At 59.4% G+C, this 21882-nt stretch carries 21 protein-coding genes; 15 read left to right on the top strand and 6 right to left on the bottom strand.

Annotated features, from left to right (window positions below):
• Positions 1-85: 85 nt before the first annotated feature.
• Together proB and CKW18_RS13950 are read left to right on the top strand one after the other, a co-directional pair.
• Positions 86-1204: a glutamate 5-kinase gene (proB, locus tag CKW18_RS13955; protein ID WP_095189330.1), complete on the top strand. Its 1119-nt coding sequence runs from the start codon at positions 86-88 to the stop codon at positions 1202-1204.
• A 10-nt stretch (positions 1205-1214) separates the two neighbouring features.
• Complete coding sequence (locus CKW18_RS13950) at positions 1215-1682, top strand: CreA family protein (RefSeq protein WP_095189329.1); 468 nt, start codon at positions 1215-1217, stop codon at positions 1680-1682.
• 182 nt (positions 1683-1864) lie between these two features.
• Here CKW18_RS13950 and rpsT read toward each other — a convergent pair whose 3' ends face one another.
• Positions 1865-2137: a 30S ribosomal protein S20 gene (rpsT, locus tag CKW18_RS13945; RefSeq protein ID WP_095189328.1), complete on the bottom strand. Its 273-nt coding sequence runs from the start codon at positions 2135-2137 to the stop codon at positions 1865-1867.
• Between the two features lie 252 nt (positions 2138-2389).
• Here rpsT and murJ point away from each other — a divergent pair, with 252 nt between their 5' ends.
• The 6 genes from murJ (at position 2390) to ispH (ending at position 9927) form a co-directional block, all read left to right on the top strand.
• A complete protein-coding gene (gene murJ, locus CKW18_RS13935; protein ID WP_095189327.1) occupies positions 2390-3928 on the top strand; it encodes a murein biosynthesis integral membrane protein MurJ in 1539 nt (512 codons plus the stop codon).
• 129 nt (positions 3929-4057) lie between these two features.
• Positions 4058-4996: a bifunctional riboflavin kinase/FAD synthetase gene (ribF, locus tag CKW18_RS13930; RefSeq protein ID WP_170947251.1), complete on the top strand. Its 939-nt coding sequence runs from the start codon at positions 4058-4060 to the stop codon at positions 4994-4996.
• A gap of 13 nt (positions 4997-5009) precedes the next feature.
• Positions 5010-7841, top strand: coding sequence for an isoleucine--tRNA ligase (ileS, locus tag CKW18_RS13925; RefSeq protein WP_095189325.1), 2832 nt, complete (start codon positions 5010-5012; stop codon positions 7839-7841).
• The gene (gene lspA, locus CKW18_RS13920; RefSeq protein WP_095189324.1) at positions 7834-8346 is read left to right on the top strand and encodes a signal peptidase II; all 513 of its coding nucleotides are present in this window, start codon (positions 7834-7836) and stop codon (positions 8344-8346) included. The genes ileS and lspA overlap by 8 nt, the downstream gene beginning before the upstream one ends.
• A gap of 7 nt (positions 8347-8353) precedes the next feature.
• Positions 8354-8791, top strand: coding sequence for an FKBP-type peptidyl-prolyl cis-trans isomerase (gene fkpB, locus CKW18_RS13915; protein ID WP_170947253.1), 438 nt, complete (start codon positions 8354-8356; stop codon positions 8789-8791).
• Between the two features lie 191 nt (positions 8792-8982).
• Entirely contained in the window at positions 8983-9927 is a 945-nt protein-coding gene (ispH, locus tag CKW18_RS13910) for a 4-hydroxy-3-methylbut-2-enyl diphosphate reductase (protein ID WP_095189322.1), read from the top strand.
• Here the strand turns inward: ispH and CKW18_RS13905 are convergent.
• Complete coding sequence (locus CKW18_RS13905; protein WP_095189321.1) at positions 9899-10453, bottom strand: GspH/FimT family protein; 555 nt, start codon at positions 10451-10453, stop codon at positions 9899-9901. The genes ispH and CKW18_RS13905 overlap by 29 nt on opposite strands.
• Positions 10454-10583: 130 nt before the next feature.
• Between CKW18_RS13905 and CKW18_RS13900 the strand changes: the two genes are divergently transcribed.
• Genes CKW18_RS13900 through thiO form a run of 7 tightly spaced genes read left to right on the top strand, consistent with a single transcriptional unit; the run spans position 10584 to position 17349 of the window.
• Complete coding sequence (locus CKW18_RS13900) at positions 10584-11057, top strand: GspH/FimT family pseudopilin (protein WP_095189320.1); 474 nt, start codon at positions 10584-10586, stop codon at positions 11055-11057.
• Entirely contained in the window at positions 11054-11503 is a 450-nt protein-coding gene (gene pilV / locus CKW18_RS13895; protein ID WP_095189319.1) for a type IV pilus modification protein PilV, read from the top strand. The genes CKW18_RS13900 and pilV overlap by 4 nt, the downstream gene beginning before the upstream one ends.
• Positions 11500-12213: a PilW family protein gene (locus tag CKW18_RS13890; RefSeq protein WP_095189318.1), complete on the top strand. Its 714-nt coding sequence runs from the start codon at positions 11500-11502 to the stop codon at positions 12211-12213. The genes pilV and CKW18_RS13890 overlap by 4 nt, the downstream gene beginning before the upstream one ends.
• Positions 12214-12224: 11 nt before the next feature.
• Positions 12225-12704 carry a PilX N-terminal domain-containing pilus assembly protein gene (locus CKW18_RS13885; protein WP_095189317.1) on the top strand — a complete coding sequence of 160 codons (480 nt, stop codon included), beginning with the start codon at positions 12225-12227 and terminating at the stop codon, positions 12702-12704.
• Complete coding sequence (locus tag CKW18_RS13880) at positions 12691-15774, top strand: pilus assembly protein (protein WP_095189316.1); 3084 nt, start codon at positions 12691-12693, stop codon at positions 15772-15774. The genes CKW18_RS13885 and CKW18_RS13880 overlap by 14 nt, the downstream gene beginning before the upstream one ends.
• A 15-nt stretch (positions 15775-15789) precedes the next feature.
• A complete protein-coding gene (locus tag CKW18_RS13875; protein WP_047303296.1) occupies positions 15790-16191 on the top strand; it encodes a type IV pilin protein in 402 nt (133 codons plus the stop codon).
• Between the two features lie 57 nt (positions 16192-16248).
• Positions 16249-17349 (top strand): glycine oxidase ThiO, encoded by a 1101-nt coding sequence (thiO, locus tag CKW18_RS13870; protein WP_095189315.1) that lies wholly within the window; start codon positions 16249-16251, stop codon positions 17347-17349.
• A 129-nt stretch (positions 17350-17478) separates the two neighbouring features.
• Here thiO and CKW18_RS13865 read toward each other — a convergent pair whose 3' ends face one another.
• From CKW18_RS13865 to CKW18_RS13850, 4 genes are all read right to left on the bottom strand, one after another.
• Positions 17479-18825, bottom strand: a complete 1347-nt coding sequence (locus CKW18_RS13865) for a sigma-54 dependent transcriptional regulator (protein ID WP_095189314.1) — start codon at positions 18823-18825, stop codon at positions 17479-17481.
• Entirely contained in the window at positions 18822-20411 is a 1590-nt protein-coding gene (locus tag CKW18_RS13860; protein ID WP_095189313.1) for a PAS domain-containing sensor histidine kinase, read from the bottom strand. The genes CKW18_RS13865 and CKW18_RS13860 overlap by 4 nt, the downstream gene beginning before the upstream one ends.
• Positions 20401-20643 carry a PP0621 family protein gene (locus CKW18_RS13855; RefSeq protein WP_095189312.1) on the bottom strand — a complete coding sequence of 81 codons (243 nt, stop codon included), beginning with the start codon at positions 20641-20643 and terminating at the stop codon, positions 20401-20403. The genes CKW18_RS13860 and CKW18_RS13855 overlap by 11 nt, the downstream gene beginning before the upstream one ends.
• 126 nt (positions 20644-20769) lie before the next feature.
• Positions 20770-21786 carry an outer membrane protein assembly factor BamD gene (locus CKW18_RS13850; RefSeq protein ID WP_007909854.1) on the bottom strand — a complete coding sequence of 339 codons (1017 nt, stop codon included), beginning with the start codon at positions 21784-21786 and terminating at the stop codon, positions 20770-20772.
• Positions 21787-21882 lie beyond the last annotated feature (96 nt).

Genomic DNA, 21882 nt, shown 5'->3' with positions numbered 1-21882 from the left:
CGTTTTAGTATCTGGAAATCGCAAGTCACAAATAACGTCACGGGCAGCGCTGGGTCGCGCTGTCCTCAAGCTAAGGTTGAAGATGATGCGGAGCAAGGTGACAGGTGCGCAGCGTTGGGTCGTGAAGATCGGCAGCGCTTTGCTGACAGCTGATGGCAAGGGGCTGGATCGTGCGGCAATGAGTGTCTGGGTCGAGCAGATGGTGGCCTTGCATGAGGCTGGCGTCGAGTTGGTGCTGGTGTCCTCCGGGGCGGTGGCGGCCGGGATGAGTCGTTTGGGTTGGACCGCACGACCCAGTGCGATGCACGAACTCCAGGCGGCCGCTGCGATCGGTCAGATGGGCTTGGTGCAGGCTTGGGAGTCGAGCTTTGCCGAGCATGGCCGGCACACGGCGCAGATTCTTCTGACTCACGACGACCTGTCCGATCGCAAGCGCTACCTGAACGCTCGCAGTACCTTGCGTGCGCTGGTCGAGCTGAAAGTCATCCCGGTCATCAATGAAAACGACACCGTGGTCACTGACGAAATCCGTTTTGGTGACAACGATACGCTGGCGGCGCTGGTGGCCAATCTGGTCGAAGCTGATTTGTTGGTGATCCTCACTGATCGCGACGGCATGTTCGACGCTGATCCGCGCAACAATCCTGAAGCGCAGATGATCTACGAGGCGCGCGCCGATGATCCGAGTCTGGATGCGGTGGCGGGCGGCACGGGTGGTGCGCTGGGTCGCGGCGGCATGCAGACCAAGTTGCGCGCTGCGCGGCTGGCGGCGCGCTCTGGTGCGCACACCATCATCGTTGGTGGTCGGCTTGAGCGTGTGCTCGATCGTCTGAAGGCGGGTGAGCGCATCGGCACCTTGCTGTCGCCTGAGCGCGGCATGCTGGCGGCGCGCAAGCAGTGGCTGGCCGGGCATCTGCAAACCCGCGGCGCTTTGGTATTGGATGATGGTGCGGTGTCGGCGTTGTCACAAGGCAACAAGAGCCTTTTGCCGGTTGGCGTCAAACTGGTGCAGGGCAGCTTCCGTCGCGGGGAAATGGTGGTTTGCGTGGCGCCGGACGGTCGTGAGATCGCCCGTGGCCTGGCCAACTACAGTGCCCTGGAAGCACAAAAAATCATCGGTCAGTCGTCGGATGCGATTGTCGGTTTGCTGGGTTACATGGCTGAGCCGGAACTGGTTCACCGTGACAATCTGATTCTGGTTTGAGGAAAGCTCGATGCGTGTAGCAAAAGGATTGTTGGGTCTGCTGATGGCGATGCCATTGCTGGCTTCGGCCGAAGAAATCGGTCAGGTGTCGACGGTGTTCAAGTTTGTCGGGCCGAACGACCGGATTGTGGTCGAGGCTTTTGATGATCCCAAGGTAGAGGGTGTGACCTGCTACCTGTCGCGCGCCAAGACCGGCGGCGTGAAAGGTGGTCTGGGTCTGGCCGAGGATCGTGCAGAGGCCTCCATCGCTTGTCGTCAGGTTGGCCCGATCAAGTTCAGGGGTGAGTTGAAGGATGGCGATGAGGTGTTCAAGGAGCGCACGTCGCTGGTATTCAAGACCATGCAGGTGGTGCGCTTCCTCGACAAGAAGCGCAATACGCTGGTGTACCTGGTCTACAGCGATCGCCTGATCGAGGGTAGCCCGCAGAATGCGGTAACCGCAATCCCGATCCTGCCGTGGGTGCCAGTCCAGCAATAACACCGCAGATACCAGTGTGGGAGCGAGCCTGCTCGCGAAGAGGTCGTGTCAGTCGATAGAGCTATCAACTGGCAGATCGCATTCGTGAGCGGGCTCGCTCCCACATTTTTTTGCGCTGGATTTGCTAAATCGCAGGCAATAAAAAACCGACCCTGAGGTCGGTTTTTTAATGACTACGTCGCTTAGGCAGCTTCTTTCAGTGCCTTGACGTGGCCATTCAGGCGGCTCTTATGGCGAGCAGCCTTGTTCTTGTGGATGATGCCTTTATCGGCCATACGGTCGATAACTGGCACAGCCAGAACGTATGCAGCTTGAGCTTTTTCAGCGTCTTTTGCGTCGATGGCTTTAATTACATTCTTGATGTAGGTACGAACCATGGAACGCAGGCTGGCGTTGTGGCTGCGACGCTTCTCAGCCTGTTTTGCACGTTTTTTGGCGGAAGGTGAGTTGGCCACCGTCGAGCTCCTCGAAAGACTTTTTAGGAAATAGCAAACAAAATAGGCCGCGAATCATGCCGATGAAGAGTTCTCTTGTCAAGGGCACTTCAATCGTTCCGCTAAGTGGTAGGTATAAAGAGGCGGGATATTTATTTCCGGCGCTTGACCTGTAAACTCGCGAGCTTTGGCTCTGTGCTGTTGCGGCGCGGAGTATCGCACAAGTGGGCGCATTGTTCGCCTGCTGTTTATCGAAAGGCCCTGATTTCCTCAATGAATCTGCTCAAATCGTTGGCCGCCGTCAGCTCTATCACGATGCTTTCCCGGATTTTGGGGTTCGTTCGTGACACGCTCATTGCTCGCACATTTGGCGCCGGGATGGCGACGGACGCCTTCTTTATCGCCTTCAAACTGCCCAATCTGCTGCGGCGAATTTTCGCTGAGGGCGCGTTCTCTCAGGCATTTGTGCCGATTCTGGCCGAATATAAAAGTCAGCAGGGCGAGGAGGCGACTCGAACCTTTATCGCCTACGTATCGGGTTTGTTGACCCTGGTATTGGCCGTGGTAACGGCGCTGGGCATGATCGCCGCACCTTGGGTGATCTGGGCTACAGCCCCCGGTTTCACCGATACACCGGAAAAATTCCAGCTGACCTCCGATCTGTTGCGGGTGACCTTCCCCTATATATTGCTGATCTCCCTGTCATCGCTGGCCGGGGCGATCCTCAATACCTGGAACCGTTTCTCGGTGCCGGCGTTCGTGCCGACACTGCTCAACGTCAGCATGATCGTGTTTTCGTTGTTTTTGACGCCATACTTCGATCCACCGGTCATGGCGCTTGGCTGGGCGGTGCTGGTCGGCGGTCTGGCGCAATTGCTCTATCAACTGCCACACCTGAAAAAGATCGGCATGCTGGTGCTGCCGCGCCTGAATTTGCGCGACACCGGCGTCTGGCGGGTGATGAAGCAGATGCTGCCGGCGATCCTCGGTGTCTCGGTGAGCCAGATTTCGCTGATCATCAACACCATCTTCGCCTCGTTTCTGGTTGCAGGCTCGGTGTCGTGGATGTACTACGCCGATCGCCTGATGGAGCTGCCGTCCGGCGTCCTCGGCGTGGCACTGGGCACAATCCTGTTGCCGACTCTGGCCAAAACCTATGCCAGCAAGGATCGCCACGAGTATTCGCGGATTCTCGACTGGGGCTTGCGCCTGTGCTTCGTGCTGGTGCTGCCGTGCTCATTGGCCTTGGGGATTCTCGCTGAGCCGTTGACTGTTTCGCTGTTCCAGTATGGTCAGTTCAGTGGCTTTGATGCCGAGATGACCCAGCGCGCATTGATTGCCTATTCTGTCGGTCTGCTCGGGATCATCGTGATCAAAGTGCTGGCGCCGGGCTTTTATGCGCAACAGAACATCCGTACGCCGGTGAAAATCGCAATCTTCACGCTGGTGGTGACTCAGTTGTTCAACCTGTTGCTGATCGGCCCGTTGGCCCATGCCGGTCTGGCGTTGGCGATCAGTGCCGGCGCCTGTCTGAACGCCGGGTTGCTGTTCTATCAACTGCGCAAACAGCAGATGTACCAGCCGCAACCAGGCTGGGCCAAGTTCGGCTTCAAGCTGGTTGTGGCCGTGGCGGTGATGTCGGTGGTGTTGTTGGTCGGCATGCATTTCATGCCGGCTTGGGATCAGGGGCACATGCTTGAGCGCTTCCTGCGTCTGGGCGCTTTGGTGGCAGCGGGCGTGGTGGCGTATTTCGGTATGTTGCTGCTGCTCGGTTTCCGTCTGCGCGACTTCAATCGCAAGGCCTTGAGCTGAGGTTTTACCCTTTATAAGCGGGCACGGGCCGGCAGTTTTGTCGGCTCGATCACTTTGCGTTACGGTGTTGCCTGTCGTCTGTCGCCGGGTGTGGTTATAATCGGCCACTTTATGAGCAAGAAGCGCGTTATGCAGCTGGTTCGAGGCCTCCACAACTTGCGCCCCCAGCATCGGGGCTGCGTCGCCACTATTGGCAACTTTGACGGTGTTCACCGTGGTCACCAGGCTATCCTGGCCCGGCTGCGTGAGCGTGCGCTCGAGTTGGGCGTACCCAGCTGCGTGGTGATTTTCGAGCCGCAGCCACGGGAATTCTTTGCACCCGAGACCGCGCCGGCACGTTTGGTGCGGTTGCGCGACAAACTGCAACTGCTGGCCGCCGAAGGCGTTGACCGGGTCTTGTGCCTGGCCTTCAACCAGCGTCTGAGCAAGCTCAGCGCCAGTGAGTTCGTCGATACCATTCTGGTAGGCGGTCTCGGCGTGCAGCATCTTGAGGTCGGTGACGATTTCCGCTTCGGTTGCGACCGCCTCGGCGATTTCGATTTCCTGCTGCAGGCCGGGCAGGTTCACGGTTTTAGCGTCGAAGCTGCACAAACCGTCGAGCTGGATGGCATTCGTGTCAGCAGCACGCAAGTGCGCAACGCGTTGGCCGCCGCCGATTTTGCCTTGGCCGAACGCCTGCTCGGCCGCCCGTACCGCATCGCCGGTCGCGTGCTGCATGGCCAGAAACTGGCCCGGCAACTGGGTACGCCCACTGCCAATATTCAACTCAAGCGTCGTCGCGTGCCGTTCACCGGGGTATATCTGGTGGATGTGGACATCGACGGCAAGACCTGGCCCGGCGTCGCCAATATCGGCGTACGGCCCACGGTGCAAGGTGATGGCAAGGCCCACCTTGAAGTCCATCTTCTCGATTTTGCCGGCGATCTGTATGACCGGCGTTTGACGGTGGTTTTCCACCAAAAGCTGCGTGAAGAGCAGCGATTCGCCTCCCTGGAGGCGCTGAAAACGGCGATCAATGCGGATGTCGCCACCGCCCGTGCACTAGCCGCACCTAGCGCCCATCGCTAATGAAGAGCCTTAAATGACCGACTATAAAGCCACGCTAAACCTTCCGGACACCGCCTTCCCAATGAAGGCCGGCCTGCCACAGCGCGAACCGCAGATCCTGCAGCGCTGGGACAGTATTGGCCTGTACGGAAAGTTGCGCGAGATTGGCAAGGATCGTCCGAAGTTCGTTCTGCACGACGGCCCTCCGTATGCCAACGGCACGATCCACATCGGTCACGCACTGAACAAGATTCTCAAGGACATGATCATCCGCTCGAAAACCCTTTCGGGTTTCGACGCGCCGTACGTTCCGGGTTGGGATTGCCACGGCCTGCCGATCGAGCACAAGGTTGAGGTGACCCACGGCAAGAACCTGGGCGCGGACAAGACCCGCGAACTGTGCCGTGCCTACGCCACCGAGCAGATCGAAGGGCAGAAGAGCGAGTTCATCCGTCTCGGCGTGCTGGGCGACTTCGCCAACCCGTACAAGACCATGAACTTTACCAACGAGGCCGGTGAAATCCGCGCCCTCGCCGAAATCGTCAAGGGCGGTTTCGTGTTCAAGGGCCTCAAGCCAGTGAACTGGTGCTTCGACTGCGGTTCGGCGCTGGCCGAAGCCGAAGTCGAGTACGAAAACAAGAAGTCGTCGACCATCGACGTGGCATTCCCGATCGCTGATGAAGCCAGACTGGCTGCCGCGTTCGGCTTGCCGTCGCTGGGCAAACCTGCCTCGATCGTGATCTGGACCACCACCCCGTGGACCATCCCGGCCAACCAGGCGCTGAACGTTCACCCGGAATTCAACTACGCGCTGGTTGATGTCGGCGACAAGTTGCTGGTGCTGGCTGAAGAGCTGGTCGAAGCCTGCCTGGCTCGTTACAACCTGGAAGGCTCGGTCATCGCGACCACGACCGGTAAAGAGCTGGAACTGATCAACTTCCGTCACCCGTTCTACGACCGTCTGTCGCCGGTGTATCTGGCTGACTATGTCGAGCTGGGCGCTGGCACCGGTGTGGTTCACTCCGCTCCGGCCTACGGCGTGGACGACTTCGTGACCTGCAAGAAGTACGGCATGGTCAACGACGACATCCTCAATCCGGTGCAGAGCAACGGCGTTTACGTGCCGTCGCTGGAATTCTTTGGCGGTCAGTTCATCTGGAAGGCCAGCCCGGCCATCGTCGAGAAACTGACCGAAGTCGGTGCGCTGCTGCACACCACTATCATCGAACACAGCTACATGCACTGCTGGCGCCACAAGACCCCGCTGATCTACCGCGCCACCGCGCAGTGGTTCATCGGCATGGACAAAGAGCCAACCAGCGGCGACACCCTGCGTGTGCGCTCGCTCAAAGCCATCGAAGAGACCAAGTTCGTTCCGGCCTGGGGCCAGGCGCGCCTGCACTCGATGATCGCCAACCGTCCGGACTGGTGCATCTCGCGTCAGCGCAACTGGGGCGTGCCGATCCCGTTCTTCCTGAACAAGGAAAGCGGCGAGCTGCACCCACGCACCGTCGAGCTGATGGAAGAAGTCGCCAAGCGCGTTGAAGTCGAAGGCATCGAGGCCTGGTTCAAGCTCGACGCCGCCGAACTGCTGGGCGATGAAGCGCCGCTGTACGACAAGATCAGCGACACCCTCGACGTCTGGTTCGACTCGGGCACCACGCACTGGCACGTCCTGCGCGGTTCGCACCCGATGGGCCACGAGACCGGCCCGCGTGCCGACCTGTACCTGGAAGGTTCCGACCAGCACCGCGGCTGGTTCCACTCGTCCTTGCTGACTGGTTGTGCCATCGACAACCACGCGCCATACCGCGAGCTGCTGACTCACGGCTTCACCGTCGACGAGGCTGGCCGCAAGATGTCCAAATCGCTGGGCAACGTGATCGCGCCGCAAAAAGTCAACGACACGCTGGGCGCCGACATCATGCGTCTGTGGGTGGCTTCGACCGACTACTCCGGTGAAATCGCTGTGTCCGAGCAGATCCTGCAACGCAGTGCGGATGCCTATCGTCGTATCCGTAACACCGCACGCTTCCTGCTTTCCAACCTGACCGGGTTCAACCCGGCCACCGACCTGCTGCCGGCCGAAGAAATGCTCGCGCTGGATCGTTGGGCGGTGGATCGCACCTTGCTGCTGCAACGCGAGCTGCAAGAGCACTATGGCGAATACCGTTTCTGGAACGTCTACTCGAAGATCCACAACTTCTGCGTGCAGGAGCTGGGCGGTTTTTACCTCGATATCATCAAGGACCGTCAGTACACCACTGGTGCCAACAGCAAGGCCCGCCGTTCGGCGCAAACCGCGCTGTTCCACATCTCCGAAGCGCTGGTGCGCTGGATCGCGCCGATCCTCGCCTTCACCGCCGACGAACTGTGGCAATACCTGCCGGGCGAGCGTAACGAATCGGTGATGCTCAACACCTGGTACGAAGGTTTGACCGAACTGCCTGACAACGTCGAACTGGGCCGCGAATACTGGGAACGCGTCATGGCGGTCAAGGTAGCGGTCAACAAAGAGATGGAAATCCAGCGCGCGGCCAAAGCCGTCGGTGGCAACCTGCAAGCCGAAGTGACGCTGTACGCCGAAGATGCCCTGAGCGCCGATTTGGCCAAGCTCAGTAACGAACTGCGCTTCGTCCTGATCACTTCGACCGCCAGTGTTGCGCCGTTCGTGCAGGCTCCGGCCGACGCGGTAGCGACCGAGGTCAGCGGCTTGAAGCTGAAGATCGTCAAATCGGCCTTCCCGAAGTGCGCCCGTTGCTGGCACTGCCGCGAAGACGTCGGCGTGAACCCGGAGCATCCGGAAATCTGCGGTCGTTGCGTCGACAACATCAGCGGCGCTGGCGAGGTTCGTCACTATGCTTAATACCGTTAGCCGTTTCGGACGGTTGAGCTGGCTCTGGTTGAGTTTGCTGGTTCTGGTCATCGACCAGGCCAGCAAGTTCTACTTCGAAGACAAGCTTGAAATGTTCCAGCAGATCGTGATCATTCCCGATTACTTCAGCTGGACGCTGGCCTACAACACCGGCGCTGCCTTCAGCTTCCTGGCTGACAGCTCCGGCTGGCAGCGCTGGCTGTTCGCCCTGATCGCCATCGTGATCAGTGCGGTGCTGGTGGTCTGGCTCAAGCGTCTGGGCCGCAACGAAACCTGGCTGGCCGTTGCTCTGGCGCTGGTGCTGGGCGGTGCGCTGGGCAATCTGTATGACCGCATTGCCCTGGGCCATGTGATCGACTTCATTCTGGTGCACTGGCAGAACCGCTGGTACTTCCCGGCGTTCAACTTCGCCGACAGCGCCATCACCGTTGGTGCGGTGATGTTGGCACTGGACATGTTCAAATCCAAGAAAACCGAAGAGGCCGTTCATGACTGAACAGGTATTGGCTGAGCAACGCATTGGCCAGAACACGGAAGTCACTTTGCACTTTGCATTGCGCCTGGAGAATGGCGACACGGTCGACAGCACTTTCGACAAGGCCCCGGCGACCTTCAAGGTCGGCGACGGCAACCTGCTGCCGGGTTTCGAAGCGGCATTGTTCGGCTTCAAGGCCGGCGATAAGCGTACCCTGACCATCGAGCCGGAAAACGCTTTCGGCCAGCCGAACCCGCAGAACGTGCAGGTGATCCCGCGCTCGCAGTTTGCCGACATGGAGCTGTCGCCGGGTTTGCTGGTGATCTTCAACGATGCGGCCAATACTGAATTGCCGGGCGTGGTAAAAGAATTCGATGACGCGCAAGTGACCATTGACTTCAACCATCCGCTTTCTGGCAAGACGCTGACCTTTGACGTGGAAATCATCAACGTCAAAGCGCTGTAACTGACCGCACGCGGTCAAAAATGTGGGAGCGGGCTTGCTCGCGAATGCTGACTGACATTCAACATAGACGTTGTCTGACACACCGCTCTCGCGAGCAAACCCGCTCCCACATTAGATTTTTGCTGTTTTTGAGCAATGTGCTTGATCAGCAGGACGTACATATTTTTCGCGCGCAAGACACGAGGCACAGCATGCAAATCAAACTCGCCAACCCCCGTGGCTTCTGCGCCGGCGTGGACCGGGCGATCGAAATCGTCAACCGCGCCCTGGAAGTCTTCGGGCCACCGATCTACGTGCGTCATGAAGTGGTGCACAACAAGTTCGTGGTCGAAGACCTGCGCAGCCGTGGCGCGATCTTCGTCGAAGAACTGGATCAGGTGCCGGACGACGTCATTGTGATCTTCAGTGCTCACGGTGTGTCGCAAGCCGTGCGTACCGAGGCTGCCGGCCGTGGCCTGAAAGTATTCGACGCCACCTGCCCACTGGTGACCAAGGTGCACATCGAAGTCGCGAAATACAGCCGCGACGGTCGTGAATGCATCCTGATTGGCCACGCCGGTCACCCGGAAGTAGAAGGCACCATGGGTCAGTACGACGCCAGCAATGGCGGCGCGATCTACCTCGTCGAAGACGAGAAAGACGTGGCCGAGCTGCAAGTGCATAACCCTGAAAAACTGGCATTCGTCACCCAGACCACACTGTCGATGGACGACACCAGCCGCGTCATCGATGCCCTGCGCACGCGTTTCCCGGCCATCGGCGGCCCGCGCAAGGACGACATCTGCTACGCCACGCAAAACCGCCAGGACGCGGTCAAGCAACTGGCCGACGAGTGCGACGTGGTACTGGTAGTCGGCAGCCCGAACAGCTCCAACTCCAACCGCTTGCGTGAACTGGCTGAGCGCATGTCCACGCCGGCCTACCTGATCGACGGTGCCGAAGACTTGCAAAAGAGCTGGTTCGATGGCGTCGAGCGTATCGGCATCACCGCCGGTGCTTCCGCGCCGGAGGTGCTGGTGCGTGGCGTGATCCAGCAACTGCAGGCCTGGGGTGCGACCGGTGCCGATGAACTGGCCGGACGCGAAGAGAACATCACGTTCTCGATGCCTAAAGAGCTGCGCGTGCGTTCGATCTGACGCGCTGGGCTTTTTGACACAGCGCCTGTTCAGTCTTCTCACTGCTCAGGCGCACTCGACCGGTCGCCGCCAGCACTACCTGGCGCTGGCTGACCGGCTCGCGGGTCGAGCAAATATGTAATGTCCCTGCCTGAAACTTCCTCCCCGGCATCAGTGGTTGTCCCAGGCTGCTGAACCGCACGTAACGACTCACCCACCAATTGCCGACGATCGGCACCTTCGCATCACTCGAGCGTTCCGCCAGGATTGGATTGCTGCTGTCCTCCGGTCCCTTGCCGCTGATATCCAGAATGATCCGCCAGCCCTGACCCCAGTCGCCGTTGATGCCGTGAATCACCACGCTCTGGTTACGTGTAATCGCCATGCTGCGGGCATTGCGAATACCGTCGAGCAGCGCCTGCGCGGCCTGGTCGCGTTGATTGGATTCGGTGAGCGCCGCAAACGCCGGACTGACCAGCAGCAGAACAATTGCGCCAATCGCCAGTCCCATAAGCAGTTCGATCAGACTGAAACCCTGTTGCGGCATGAAAACTCCCTCCATGGAGTGTGTTGGCTGGCGCGATCGGTGCGCCGGGCAGGGCAAATCAACCGACACAGGCCGGTTGAATGTTCTAGCGTGTAGAAGCAGGTATAGCCGACGGCAACGGAGGGCATCGATGGATCATCGTACAAAAGGTTTCACGCTGATCGAGTTGCTGGTCGCCATCGCGATTTTTTTGGTCCTGGTCACACTGGCGGTGCCCGCTTTCACCCGATCGATACAAAGCAGCAAGGCCGATACCGAAATGGGCGATCTGCAGCGGGCGATCAATTTCGCCAGGCTCGAAGCGATTGACCGCGGCACGACGCTGCGCCTGCGTCCGACCGCCGGGGGCAGCGCTTGGACCGGCGAACTGGCGGTCTACGACGGTACTGGCACTGCGGCCAATGTGTTGCGGGTTGTTCCGGCGATGAGCAGCGGTGCGACTCTGACGCTAACCTCTGGAGTGACCGCGCTGGATTTCAACAACCTCGGCGGTCTGGCCGCACCCTCGACAGCGGTGGTTATCAGTTACACGCTGGGAACGCAAAGCAGGACGCTTAACGTGTGTTTGAACGGACGAATTCAATTGGGTGGAAGTTGCGGATGAGGGCAGGGAGCAAAGGCGTTCAGCAGGGCATGACGCTGATCGAAGTACTGGTCGCGTTACTGATTCTGACAGTCGGGCTGTTGGGCGCGGCAGCCGTGCAACTGAATGCACTGAAGTACACCGACAGTTCACGAATGACCAGTCAGGCCAGTTTCATCGCCTACGACATGATGGATCGCATACGCGCCAACTCCGGTGCAAATTACACCATTACGCCGCCAACCTCGGCCAACCTGGGCAACGCCCGGGATCAGGATCTCTACGATTTCACCACCAGTATCGTCAACTTCGGCGGTCCGACCGCCACCGGCAGCATTACCCTTAATCAACGCGTGTACACCATCACCATTACCTGGAGTGATGCGCGGGCAGCCAACACCGCCAGCGCTCAGCGCAGTTTTGTGCTGACCAGCCGTGCAGCGGTTGATCCGGTGGCGACACCATGACGCGTCATCAACGTGGTTTCGGTCTGATCGAGTTGCTGATCGCTCTGGCATTGGGACTGATCGTAGTCTTGGGCGTGGTGCAGATTTTCATCGCGGCGAAAAATACCTATGTCAGCCAGAACAGCGCTGCTGCCATGCAGGAAGACGCGCGCTTTGTGTTGAGCAAAATGATTCAGGAAATCCGCATGGTCGGAATGTTCGGCTGCCTTGGCGCCATCACCGATTCAAGCAATGCCGGGGACTTCAATGCGGCGCAGATCACGCCGATCAATTGGGATAACGCCAATCTCAAGTTGACGCTGGTCACGGCGGATATCGGCGGCAGCGGCGGCACACCCACCTGGACGGTGCTGTCTGATTGCCGCAACGGCGCGACGGCCTACACCGGGTTGCGAAGCCCGGCAACCGGGCAGATCGCTTTCCCGATACGACGTCTGATCTACAGCTTCAGCAACAACCAGATATTGATGGGTACTGGCAGCGGCAACCCGGCGCAACAGGTGCTGGTGAACAACGTCAGTGCTTTCAACGTGACGTTCGGTCTGGCGAGTTCCGCGACGGATGTCGCAGCCTTGACCTACAGCACCAACCCAAGTGATCCAGCGCGTATTCGCAGTGTGCGCCTGAGCCTGACCCTCGCCGACCCCAACAACCGGGTGCGTAATCAAACCTTCAATGTGGTTGCCGCTTTGCGCAACCGCTTGCAGTGAGGGCCAGGGTGATGAGGATTTCTCTCCATCAGCGTCAGACGCAAAGCGGCATGGTGCTGCTGGTCAGCCTGGTGTTTCTGTTGCTTATGACGATGATCGGCCTGTCATCGATGCAGAGTGCCAACCTGCAGGAAAAAATGGCCGGCAGCGTAGGCCTGCGCAATCAATCATTTCAGACCGCCGAAGCGGCGTTGCGTGTGGGCGAGAGCGCGGTGCAACTGGACAGTTTTGCCTTGGCAGTGTGCAGCGGCACGACGCAATGTGCGCCGCCGGCCGAGTCGTCGGTGGTGAGTGCGGCGGGGCTCAATTCGACCTCGGGGGTACTCTGGATCGCCACAGGCAACGGCTTCTATGGCGTACAGAACATCGGTACGACGCTGACGGCCGTGAATGTGCCGAGCAACACGTCAGCGACCCTTTACCGGGTGACCGCTGTCGGCATCGCCGGTACTTCGCGTAGCGTTGTGGAGAGTATCTATGCGAAGTTTTGAACGCTGCGCATCTCTGCTGGCCGGCATGCTGCTGACTTTCTATCTGGCCGCACCGGCTTATGCGTTCACGCCGTCTGACTCGCCCTTGCTGAGTGCGGCGGCGGTGCCACCGAACGTTATGTTGCTGATCGACGATTCGGGGAGCATGAACAGCATCATCTACGCCGTGGGGTTCGACCCGACTCTGCCGCGCACCCCGGCTCGCCAGTGTGATGCCTTCATTGGACTGTGCTTCAACTCAACGACAATCACCGGTGATTCAATATTTCTCTCAAGTTTGCCGACTGCTGGCTGCTTCGGCGGTGCCTACGCCTTCTACAACAACAGCCTGACACCGTTGTGCCTGAAACTGCCGGATCCGGTAGGTGGCGGCAATACCCGTTACTCGGACGATTACATTTCTTACGTGGTCGGTCTTGCGATCAACAATGGCACCCGCGACTTCACCACAGGAGCGATCCCCAACGATTACCGCATCAACGTTGCACGCAACGTTTCCACGGCATTGGTCAGCAGCAATCGGACTTTGCGCATGGGCCTGTCGACGTTCAACCCGGCGACCAGCAGCAATTTCGGCAGTGGTGGTTACATTGCCCGTTCCATTGCTGATCTGTCACCGGTCGCCGGCAGCGTGACCCAGGCCCAGGCTGACTCCAATTACAACGTGCTGATCTCCTCGATCAACAACTTGAGCGCCGTGGCCAACACGCCATTGGCGGAAACCTATTACGAAGTCACTCGCTACATGCGCGGCATGGCGCCGTTCTACAACAGCACGCCGAGCACCTACACCAGCCCGATCCAGTACCGCTGCCAGAAAAATTACGGCGTGGTGATCACTGACGGCTTGCCGACGTTCGACCGTACCTTTCCGACCAATGATCCGTTGGCCACGAACCGTTTGCCGAACTGGGACGGCGTCAACAATGACGGCGACAACCTCAACGGCGACGGTGAGGGTGACACGTTGTATCTGGATGACATCGCCAAATTTGCTTACGACATCGACATGCGCTCCACCGGCACCGACGCAGCAGGCAAGAGCTGGAGCGCAGTGGATTTCCCCAAGCAGAACATGAACACCTACACTGTGGGCTTCGCCGCTGACAACGACATGCTCTCGGACGCGGCGAGTTACGGGCAGGGTCGCTACTATCAGGCAACCGACAGCGCTGGCCTCAATGCGGCGTTGTCATCGGCGTTGAGCGACATCACCTCCAAGGCCGGTTCCGGTGGTGCCGGTATTGTCAGCGGGACCACCCTCAGCAGTAGCAGCAGTTTCTATCAGACCACCTATGATCCCAAGGATTGGCGCGGCACGATCAAGGCATTCGGCTTCACATCGGCCGGAACCGTTAATACGTCGACGGCACTCTGGAACACCGACACCACAGTTGTTCCGGGGGCCACCGCGCCGATTTACCAATCCTGGAACACCTCAAGCAACGCTGCCGTCGCCCTGGCCTACGGTAATTTTTCCGCGGCGCAGCAGACGACGCTAAGTGGAGGTTTGCCCACCGGCATCACCGGTATTGATCTGGTGGAGTGGAGCAAGGGCACCAACAAGAGCGGGCTCAAGGTTCGCAGCGTATTGCTCGGCGACATCATCAACTCGCCACTGGTGCTGGCCTCGCCTGCGGACAAAACCGCCTCGGACCTGTCGAACGACACCACTTACAGCGCTTACCTGACGACCAAAGCGGCGAACATGAGCGCCAGCCTAGTGGTGAATGCCAACGATGGTTTCGTCAACGTCATCAACTCGGCCAATGGCACCCGGCGTTACGCTTACATGCCATCCAGTGTGTTGCCGTCGTTGCGCTTGATCGCCGACCCGAATTACATCAATGGCGTCAGCCACAAGTTTCTGGTCGACGGCCAGGTCGGCGTGTATGACGCGCAACTTAACAACGCCTGGAAAACCCTGGCCATTGGCGGCACCGGTGCGGGTGGCAAAACCTTCTATGCGCTGCAACTGTTCGATGCCTCCGCAGGCAACGTCATGCGTGCGTTGTGGGAAGTCAGCGCGCCGGCCATCGCCAACACCGCCAACGTCTTTAATGATCTGGGTTATGCCTATGCGCGACCGGAAGTGGCACGCTTGGCCGATGGTCGCTGGGCGGCGTTTATCTCCAATGGTTATGGCAGCAATTCGGGGTTGGCAGCGCTGTATGTGCTGGATGTGCGCGACGGTTCGTTGATCAAAAAGATCGTTGTCGACAGTACGGACACCAGCAACGGTTTGTCCTCGGTGAAGCTCAAGGTCAACTCGCAAAACGTGGTGCAGGCTGCCTATGGCGGTGACTTGAAAGGGCGGTTGTGGAAATTCGACCTCAGCGCCACTGCGCCAGACAGCTGGGGCGTGGCGTTTTCCGGCAAACCGCTTTTCACCACGGCGGGCGGGGCGACGCAGCCGATCACGGCGCAACCTTTGCTGGCGGACAACGCAGCCGGCGGCAAACAGATCTTTGTCGGTACCGGTAAATTCAACGAAACCGCCGACAAGACCAACAAGGATTTGCAGGCGTTCTATTCAGTGTGGGATGCCGATGGCGGGGCCGGGCAGTTGACCGTCAGCAGTTTGCAGCCGCAGGCAATTACTGGCTCATTCTCCGGTAGCACCGGGCAATTCCTGACCACATCGCAAAATGACACGACGTATCCGGGGGAGAAGGGCTGGTACTTGCCGCTGGTGTATAACAACGTGCTGACCGGCGAGCGGGTGATTAATCAAGCGAGTATCGTGCTGGGCCGCATCGTCTTCACCACGGCCAGCGTCGACACCACCGATCCCTGTGCGAGTTTCGGTACCGGCAAACTGGTCGAACTCGATGCGTTCAGCGGTAAGATGCTCAACTACGCCGTGCTCGACACCAATTCCGACAGCCTGGTCGACAGTAATGACACGATCTCCAGTGGCGTGATATTCACTGGCGGCATTCCGACGTTGAACTTCATCTCCAGTGACGGCAAACGCAAAGGCATGACCGACACCAGCGGCACCATCACCATCATTGTAGAAAAGGGCGGCGGCGGCAGTCGTCGTATCATGTGGCGACAAATACAGTAAGTGAGAGTTTGAGGCATGCGCAGATCCAACCGAGGTTTCACCCTGATCGAAATCATGATCGTGATTGCGATCATCGGGATTGTGCTCACCATCAGCATTCCAAGTTACAACGAATACGTGAAGAAAGGCCGCCGCGCCGAAGTGGTGTCGCTGCTTTCGGAGCAGGCACAGAGCCTCGAACGTTTCTACACCAAGAACAATGTCTACACCGGTATCACCGGTTTGAGCGCGGGCAATGATTTCTACACCCTTACGCCGACGATCACAGATCAGACCTTCCTGCTGACGGCCGCCCGTAAAACGGGCACGGCCATGGCCACCGACAAGTGCGGGGATTTCACCCTGACCAACACCGGTGTCAGAAGCATGAACAACGCGACCACCGGGCTGACCACCAAGGATTGCTGGGGCCGCTGAGGCGCTTATTTTTGGGCGCCTTTTGCGCCCACTGTCTTTTTTACGGTTGGATCAAACATGACCAGGCAACAGCAAGTGGTGATTGTCGGTGGCGGGGTGATTGGCCTGCTGACGGCCTACAATCTCGCCTCCGAAGTGCGCAGCGTGGTGCTGCTGGACCGCTCGAATGTCGGCCAGGAATCGTCCTGGGCGGGTGGCGGTATCGTTTCTCCGCTGTATCCGTGGCGCTATAACCCGGCAGTCACCGCCCTGGCGCATTGGTCTCAGGATTTTTATCCACAGCTCGGCGCGCGCTTGTTTGCCGATACCGGCGTTGATCCTGAAGTCCACACCACGGGGTTGTACTGGCTGGATCTGGATGATGAGGCCGAAGCGCTTGCGTGGGCTGAACGGGAGAGCCGCCCGCTGCGGGCGGTGGATATCTCGGCGGCGCACGATGCAGTGCCGGTGCTCGGTGGTGGATTCTCGCGGGCTATCTACATGGCCGATGTGGCCAACGTGCGTAATCCACGGCTGGTGAAGTCGCTGAAAGCGGCGTTGCTGGCGCTGCCGAACGTGATCATTCATGAGCAGTGCGAGGTCAGTGGATTTGTTCGTGAAGGCGAGCGGGTTGTTGGCGTACAGACTTCCACTGGCGTGATCACTGGCGATCAGGTCGTCCTAACGGCTGGCGCGTGGAGCGGTGATCTGCTCAAGACGCTGGATCTGACGCTGCCCGTCGAGCCGGTCAAAGGCCAGATGATTCTCTACAAGTGTGCGGCGGACTTTCTGCCGAGCATGGTGCTGGCCAAGGGGCGTTATGCGATTCCGCGTCGCGACGGGCACATACTGATTGGCAGTACGCTGGAACATGAAGGCTTCGACAAGACCCCGACCGATGTAGCGCTGCAAAGCCTCAAGGCTTCGGCGGTGGAGTTGCTGCCGGCACTGGCGGATGCCGAAGTGGTGGGGCATTGGGCAGGGTTACGCCCGGGCTCGCCGGAGGGGATTCCCTACATTGGTCGGGTGCCGGGGTTTGACGGTTTGTGGCTGAACTGCGGGCATTACCGCAATGGGTTGGTGCTGGCGCCGGCGTCGTGTCAGTTGTTTGCCGATGTGATGCTGGGGCGGGCGCCGATTATTGATCCGGCGCCGTATGCGCCTGAAGGCCGCATCTAGTCAGACATTTCCAGAGTCCGACAGACCGCTTTCGCGAGCAGGCTCGCTCCCACAGTTATCTCGGCTGCTCACACATTTTGTGTTCACCGCCGATCCACTGTGGGAGCGGGCTTGCTCGCGAAGGAGCCCTCAATCCAGACCGAGTTTTTTCAGGCGATAACGCATTGACCTGAACGAAAGACTCAACCGCTGCGCCGCCGCCGTGCGGTTCCAGCGGGTTTCCTCCAGCGCCTGCAAGATCAGTTTGCGCTCGACGCTCTCCAGGTAGTCCTCCAGATTGTCGATCTGTGTCAGGTCTGCAATCCCGCCATCCGCCGCACAGTTGCCTTCGCTCAGCCGCAGGTCTTCAGCCTCGATCATGCGGTTTTCGCACAGCGTGTGCGCGCGTTCGAGCACGTTCTCCAGCTCCCTCACATTGCCCGGAAAGCGATAATTCTTCAGCGCTTCCAACGCCTGTGGATGCAGGCTTGCCGCCGGTTGGCCCGAGTCTTTGGCCAGACGCTTGAGCATGTGTTCCGCCAGCGCTTCAATGTCATCGCGGCGCTCGCGCAGGGACGGCACCCGCAACTCGATCACGTTGAGCCGGTAATACAGATCCTGGCGAAAGCGCTCGGCGGCGACTTCCGCATCGAGATCCTTGTGGGTTGCGCAGAGAATGCGCACATCGACCACGCTTTCCTGCTGGCCGCCGACGCTGCGTACGGCTTTCTCCTGAATCGCCCGCAGCAACTTGACCTGCATCGACAGCGGCAGGTCCGCCACCTCATCAAGAAACAGCGTGCCGCCGTGTGCCGCCTGGAACAGTCCCGGCTTGTCTTCGACTGCACCAGTAAAACTGCCTTTGCGATGGCCGAAAAACTCGCTCTCCATCAGCTCCGACGGTATCGCCCCGCAATTCACCGGCACGAACGGTTGGCCGGCGCGCGGCCCTTGTTCGTGAATCAGGCGCGCGACCAGTTCCTTGCCACTGCCGGATTCACCACTGATGTAAACCGGTGCCTGGCTGCGAGCGAGTTTGTCGATTTGCTTGCGCAGCGTGCGCATCGGCAGCGAGTCGCCCAGCAATCGTCGATCAATCGAGACCGCCGCGCTGCCTGCCGTCGGCATACGCAGGGCGGTCGCGACCAGTTCGCGCAGGCGCGTGAGATCCACCGGTTTGGTCAGAAAGTCGAACGCCCCGGCCTTCAATGCATTGATTGCCGTCTCGAGGCTGCCGTAGGCGGTGATCATCGCTACCGGCAGTTGTGGATAGCGTTGCTGGATGTGCTGTACCAAATCCAGCCCCGTGCCGTCGGGCAGGCGCATGTCGGTCAGGCACAGGTCGAAGGTCTCGCGATGCAGCAGGGCCTGGGCTTCGCCGAGATTGCGAGCGCTGAAAGTGTTGAGTTTCATCCGTCCCAGGGTGATTTCCAGGAGTTCGCGGATATCCGGTTCGTCGTCGACGATGAGGATCTTTTGCCGTGGGCTCGTGTTCAACTTTGTTTCCGTCCGTGAGCAAAGGTGATGCGAAAGCAGCCGCCGCCTTGGCGTGGTTTGAAGTCTAGGCGCGCCTGGTTGCTTTCGCACAGCTCACGGGACAGATAAAGCCCAAGGCCGGTGCCCTGGTTGCTGGTGGTAAAGAACGGTTCGAACAGGTGGGCCTGTTCATCAAGCGCCACGCCGGGGCCGTTGTCCTGCACTTCGAGCACGGCCAACTGGCTGTCGGTGTCGATAAACAAGGCCAGCCAAACCTCGGCCTGATCGTGCAGCAGGGCGCTGTGACGCCAGCCGTTGCGTAACAGATTGTCGAGAATTTGCGTGAGCTGGTTGGGGTCCATCAGGGTGGTGAAATCACCTGAATTGATCCGCAGATGAATGCGCTGGCGCTCGGTGGCCTGTTCGCGGCTTTCGCTGACGAAGTGTTCCAGCCACGGCTTGAGATCCAGCCGTTGCGGTGCGCTCTGTTGGCGGCGGGACAGTTGCAAGACGTTTTCGATGACTCGATTCATGCGCTGGGAGTGATCTTGAATGATCTGCGTCAGACGCCGATCCGCGCTATCGAGTTCCTCGGATTCCGCCAATAGCTGTGCGGCGTGACTGATGGCGCCCAGTGGATTGCGAATTTCGTGGGAGATACCGGCGGTCAGGCGCCCGAGCGCGGCAAGCTTCAGTTGCTGTGCCTGTTGGGCGATTTGCGCCAGGTCTTCAAGAAATACGAGGGTCTGTTGATTGGGGCTCTGTTCGAGAGCGATGAAGCTGGGCTGCAATTCCAGACCGTTGCCGGGTATTTTCAGGCTCTGTGGGCGCAGGGTCGGGTTGTTCATCCACAGTTGCAGACGATCGACCAAAGCGCTCGAGTAGTCGTCGATCAAGTGCCCTTGAAGGTGTGATTGCGCGAGCAGGGTTTGGGCGCTGTGATTGGCCAGTTGTACTCGGCGCTGTTCGTCGAGAACCAGAATCCCGGTGCGCATGCGTTGCAGAATCAACGCGTTGAGGGCTTCAAGGCCAACCACTTCGCTGGCCCGCCGCTCAGCCAGGTTTTCACTGACTTCAAGGCGTCGGATCAGCCCCTGCACCAGCAACGAGGCGGCAAAACACAATGCGCCGAGGGTGCCCGCCTGCAGGTATTCATTGGCGCTCAGGGGATGGCTGAAACTCAGCAGGAAACTCAGGCCGACAATCCCGAGAGCGCCAATGGCAGCGATCAGCAGGCCGATGCGGCGGCGCAGCAGGGTGTTGCTGATCGCAACCGAGACCACCAGCAAATTGCCGAAGGCGCTGGCGACTCCGCCCGCGGCAAAGAACAGAGCGCACAGCAGCAGGACATCGACGAGGGCCAGGCTGAACAACTGCGCTGGTCGCCGGGTGTTCTCGAGGAACACCACCAGCAGAATGTTCAGTACCAGATACAGCCAACTGCCGCCGCGCAGCAGATCGTCGTTGGCCGACGTCAGCAGGCGGTTGTCCATGTTGCTGGAGATCAGCAGCACCAGCGTGATGCCGACACTTAAACGGTAGAGATGATAAAGGCGCAGCAGACGCTGAGCCTGTTTGCTGTTGGCGTGGGTGGCCTCAGCGATCACTGGAACCAGGGCCTTGCTCAAGGTGAGCCTGGCTGCAATACCACTGTTGTTGCACGCTCAGCGCACGGTCGCGCGGCAAATGTACGCCGCAATGGGCGCAGCGCACCATCGGTGGCGCGTCCTGTTCACGAGGGGCGCGATTGGATTGATTGGACGCGGCGGGCGCCTTGAACTTACGCCACAACCATATCGCGGCGAAAATCACGACGATCCAGAACAATAAACGAAGCATGATGAGCGGCTTTTCGACTGATGATCCGGCAGTTTAGCCAAGGACCCGACAAGCGCACAGCCTATTAATGCGCGGCAATAAAAAAGGGAGATCCGCAGATCTCCCTTTTCTGTACTGCCGGTGTGATCAGTCGAACACGCCGAAAGTCATGTAGCTGAACCAGGAACGGTCGGTGTTGCTCGACTCAGGCTCTGGCTCTTCGATCACGTCGCCGTTCTCGTCTTTAGGCTTGAGCTCGTTCGGGATCGCGTCTTTCGCGTCCTGGAACTGCTTCTGCACGTCCTGATTGGCGCGGGTTTCGCCCGGCGGCAGCGGTGGACGCGATTCGATCAGGCCCAGAGTCGCCTTGCTCAGGAACGAACGGTTGTCGGCTTCGGCAACCCGTGGCACGAACTGACCGTCTTGCAGGCTCGGGTGATTCGGGTAGTTGAGCTTCAGGGTTTCGAGGCTGGTGGCTGCCAGTTCGTCCAGGTGCAGACGTTGATAGGCTTCAGTCATCACCGCCAGGCCGTCGCCGACCGATGGGGTTTCCTGGAAGTTTTCCACCACGTAACGGCCACGGTTGGCAGCGGCTACATAGGCCTGACGGGTCAGGTAGTAGTCGGCCACGTGGATTTCGTAGGCGGCCAGCAGGTTGCGCAGGTAGATCATGCGCTGCTTGGCATCCGGCGCGTAGCGGCTGTTCGGGTAGCGGCTGGTCAGCTGGGCGAACTCGTTGTAGGAGTCGCGCGCGGCGCCCGGGTCACGCTTGGTCATGTCCAGCGGCAGGAAGCGCGCCAGCAGGCCGACGTCCTGGTCGAACGAAGTCAGACCTTTGAGGTAATACGCGTAATCCACGTTCGGGTGCTGCGGATGCAAACGAATGAAACGCTCGGCGGCGGACTTTGCAGCTTCCGGTTCGGCGTTTTTATAGTTGGCGTAGATCAGCTCCAGCTGTGCCTGATCGGCGTAGCGACCGAACGGATAACGCGACTCCAGAGCCTTCAGCTTGGCTGTGGCGCTGGTGTAGCTGTTGTTGTCCAGGTCAGTCTGAGCCTGCTGATACAGCTCGGCTTCGCTGAGGTTTTCGTCTACGACTTCCTTCGATGAGCAAGCAGCGGTCAATGCGAGGATGGCGATCAGCAGCAGGTGTTTCACTTGCATGGCGGCTTGCGTCCCTATGACGGCCGCTGTCTTGGGCGGGGCCGTCCTGTTATGATGAGCGCCCCGTTGAAAAGCCTCGGGGCAAAAGACGCCGTA

Source organism: Pseudomonas sp. Irchel 3E19 (genome assembly GCF_900187585.1).
Taxonomy (GTDB): Bacteria; Pseudomonadota; Gammaproteobacteria; order Pseudomonadales; family Pseudomonadaceae; genus Aquipseudomonas; species Aquipseudomonas baetica.
This window is presented reverse-complemented; position numbering and strand designations above follow the sequence as displayed.

Coding starts and splice junctions, on each gene's coding strand:
- CKW18_RS13900 (WP_095189320.1), top strand. CDS start 10,584: ATGGATCATCGTACAAAAGGTTTCACGCTGATCGAGTTGCTGGTCGCC.
- lspA (WP_095189324.1), top strand. CDS start 7,834: ATGCTTAATACCGTTAGCCGTTTCGGACGGTTGAGCTGGCTCTGGTTG.
- proB (WP_095189330.1), top strand. CDS start 86: ATGCGGAGCAAGGTGACAGGTGCGCAGCGTTGGGTCGTGAAGATCGGC.
- CKW18_RS13890 (WP_095189318.1), top strand. CDS start 11,500: ATGACGCGTCATCAACGTGGTTTCGGTCTGATCGAGTTGCTGATCGCT.
- ileS (WP_095189325.1), top strand. CDS start 5,010: ATGACCGACTATAAAGCCACGCTAAACCTTCCGGACACCGCCTTCCCA.
- thiO (WP_095189315.1), top strand. CDS start 16,249: ATGACCAGGCAACAGCAAGTGGTGATTGTCGGTGGCGGGGTGATTGGC.
- CKW18_RS13950 (WP_095189329.1), top strand. CDS start 1,215: ATGCGTGTAGCAAAAGGATTGTTGGGTCTGCTGATGGCGATGCCATTG.
- ribF (WP_170947251.1), top strand. CDS start 4,058: ATGCAGCTGGTTCGAGGCCTCCACAACTTGCGCCCCCAGCATCGGGGC.
- CKW18_RS13905 (WP_095189321.1), bottom strand. CDS start 10,453: ATGCCGCAACAGGGTTTCAGTCTGATCGAACTGCTTATGGGACTGGCG.
- pilV (WP_095189319.1), top strand. CDS start 11,054: ATGAGGGCAGGGAGCAAAGGCGTTCAGCAGGGCATGACGCTGATCGAA.
- CKW18_RS13855 (WP_095189312.1), bottom strand. CDS start 20,643: ATGCTTCGTTTATTGTTCTGGATCGTCGTGATTTTCGCCGCGATATGG.
- CKW18_RS13880 (WP_095189316.1), top strand. CDS start 12,691: ATGCGAAGTTTTGAACGCTGCGCATCTCTGCTGGCCGGCATGCTGCTG.
- murJ (WP_095189327.1), top strand. CDS start 2,390: ATGAATCTGCTCAAATCGTTGGCCGCCGTCAGCTCTATCACGATGCTT.
- CKW18_RS13850 (WP_007909854.1), bottom strand. CDS start 21,786: ATGCAAGTGAAACACCTGCTGCTGATCGCCATCCTCGCATTGACCGCT.
- CKW18_RS13875 (WP_047303296.1), top strand. CDS start 15,790: ATGCGCAGATCCAACCGAGGTTTCACCCTGATCGAAATCATGATCGTG.
- ispH (WP_095189322.1), top strand. CDS start 8,983: ATGCAAATCAAACTCGCCAACCCCCGTGGCTTCTGCGCCGGCGTGGAC.
- CKW18_RS13885 (WP_095189317.1), top strand. CDS start 12,225: ATGAGGATTTCTCTCCATCAGCGTCAGACGCAAAGCGGCATGGTGCTG.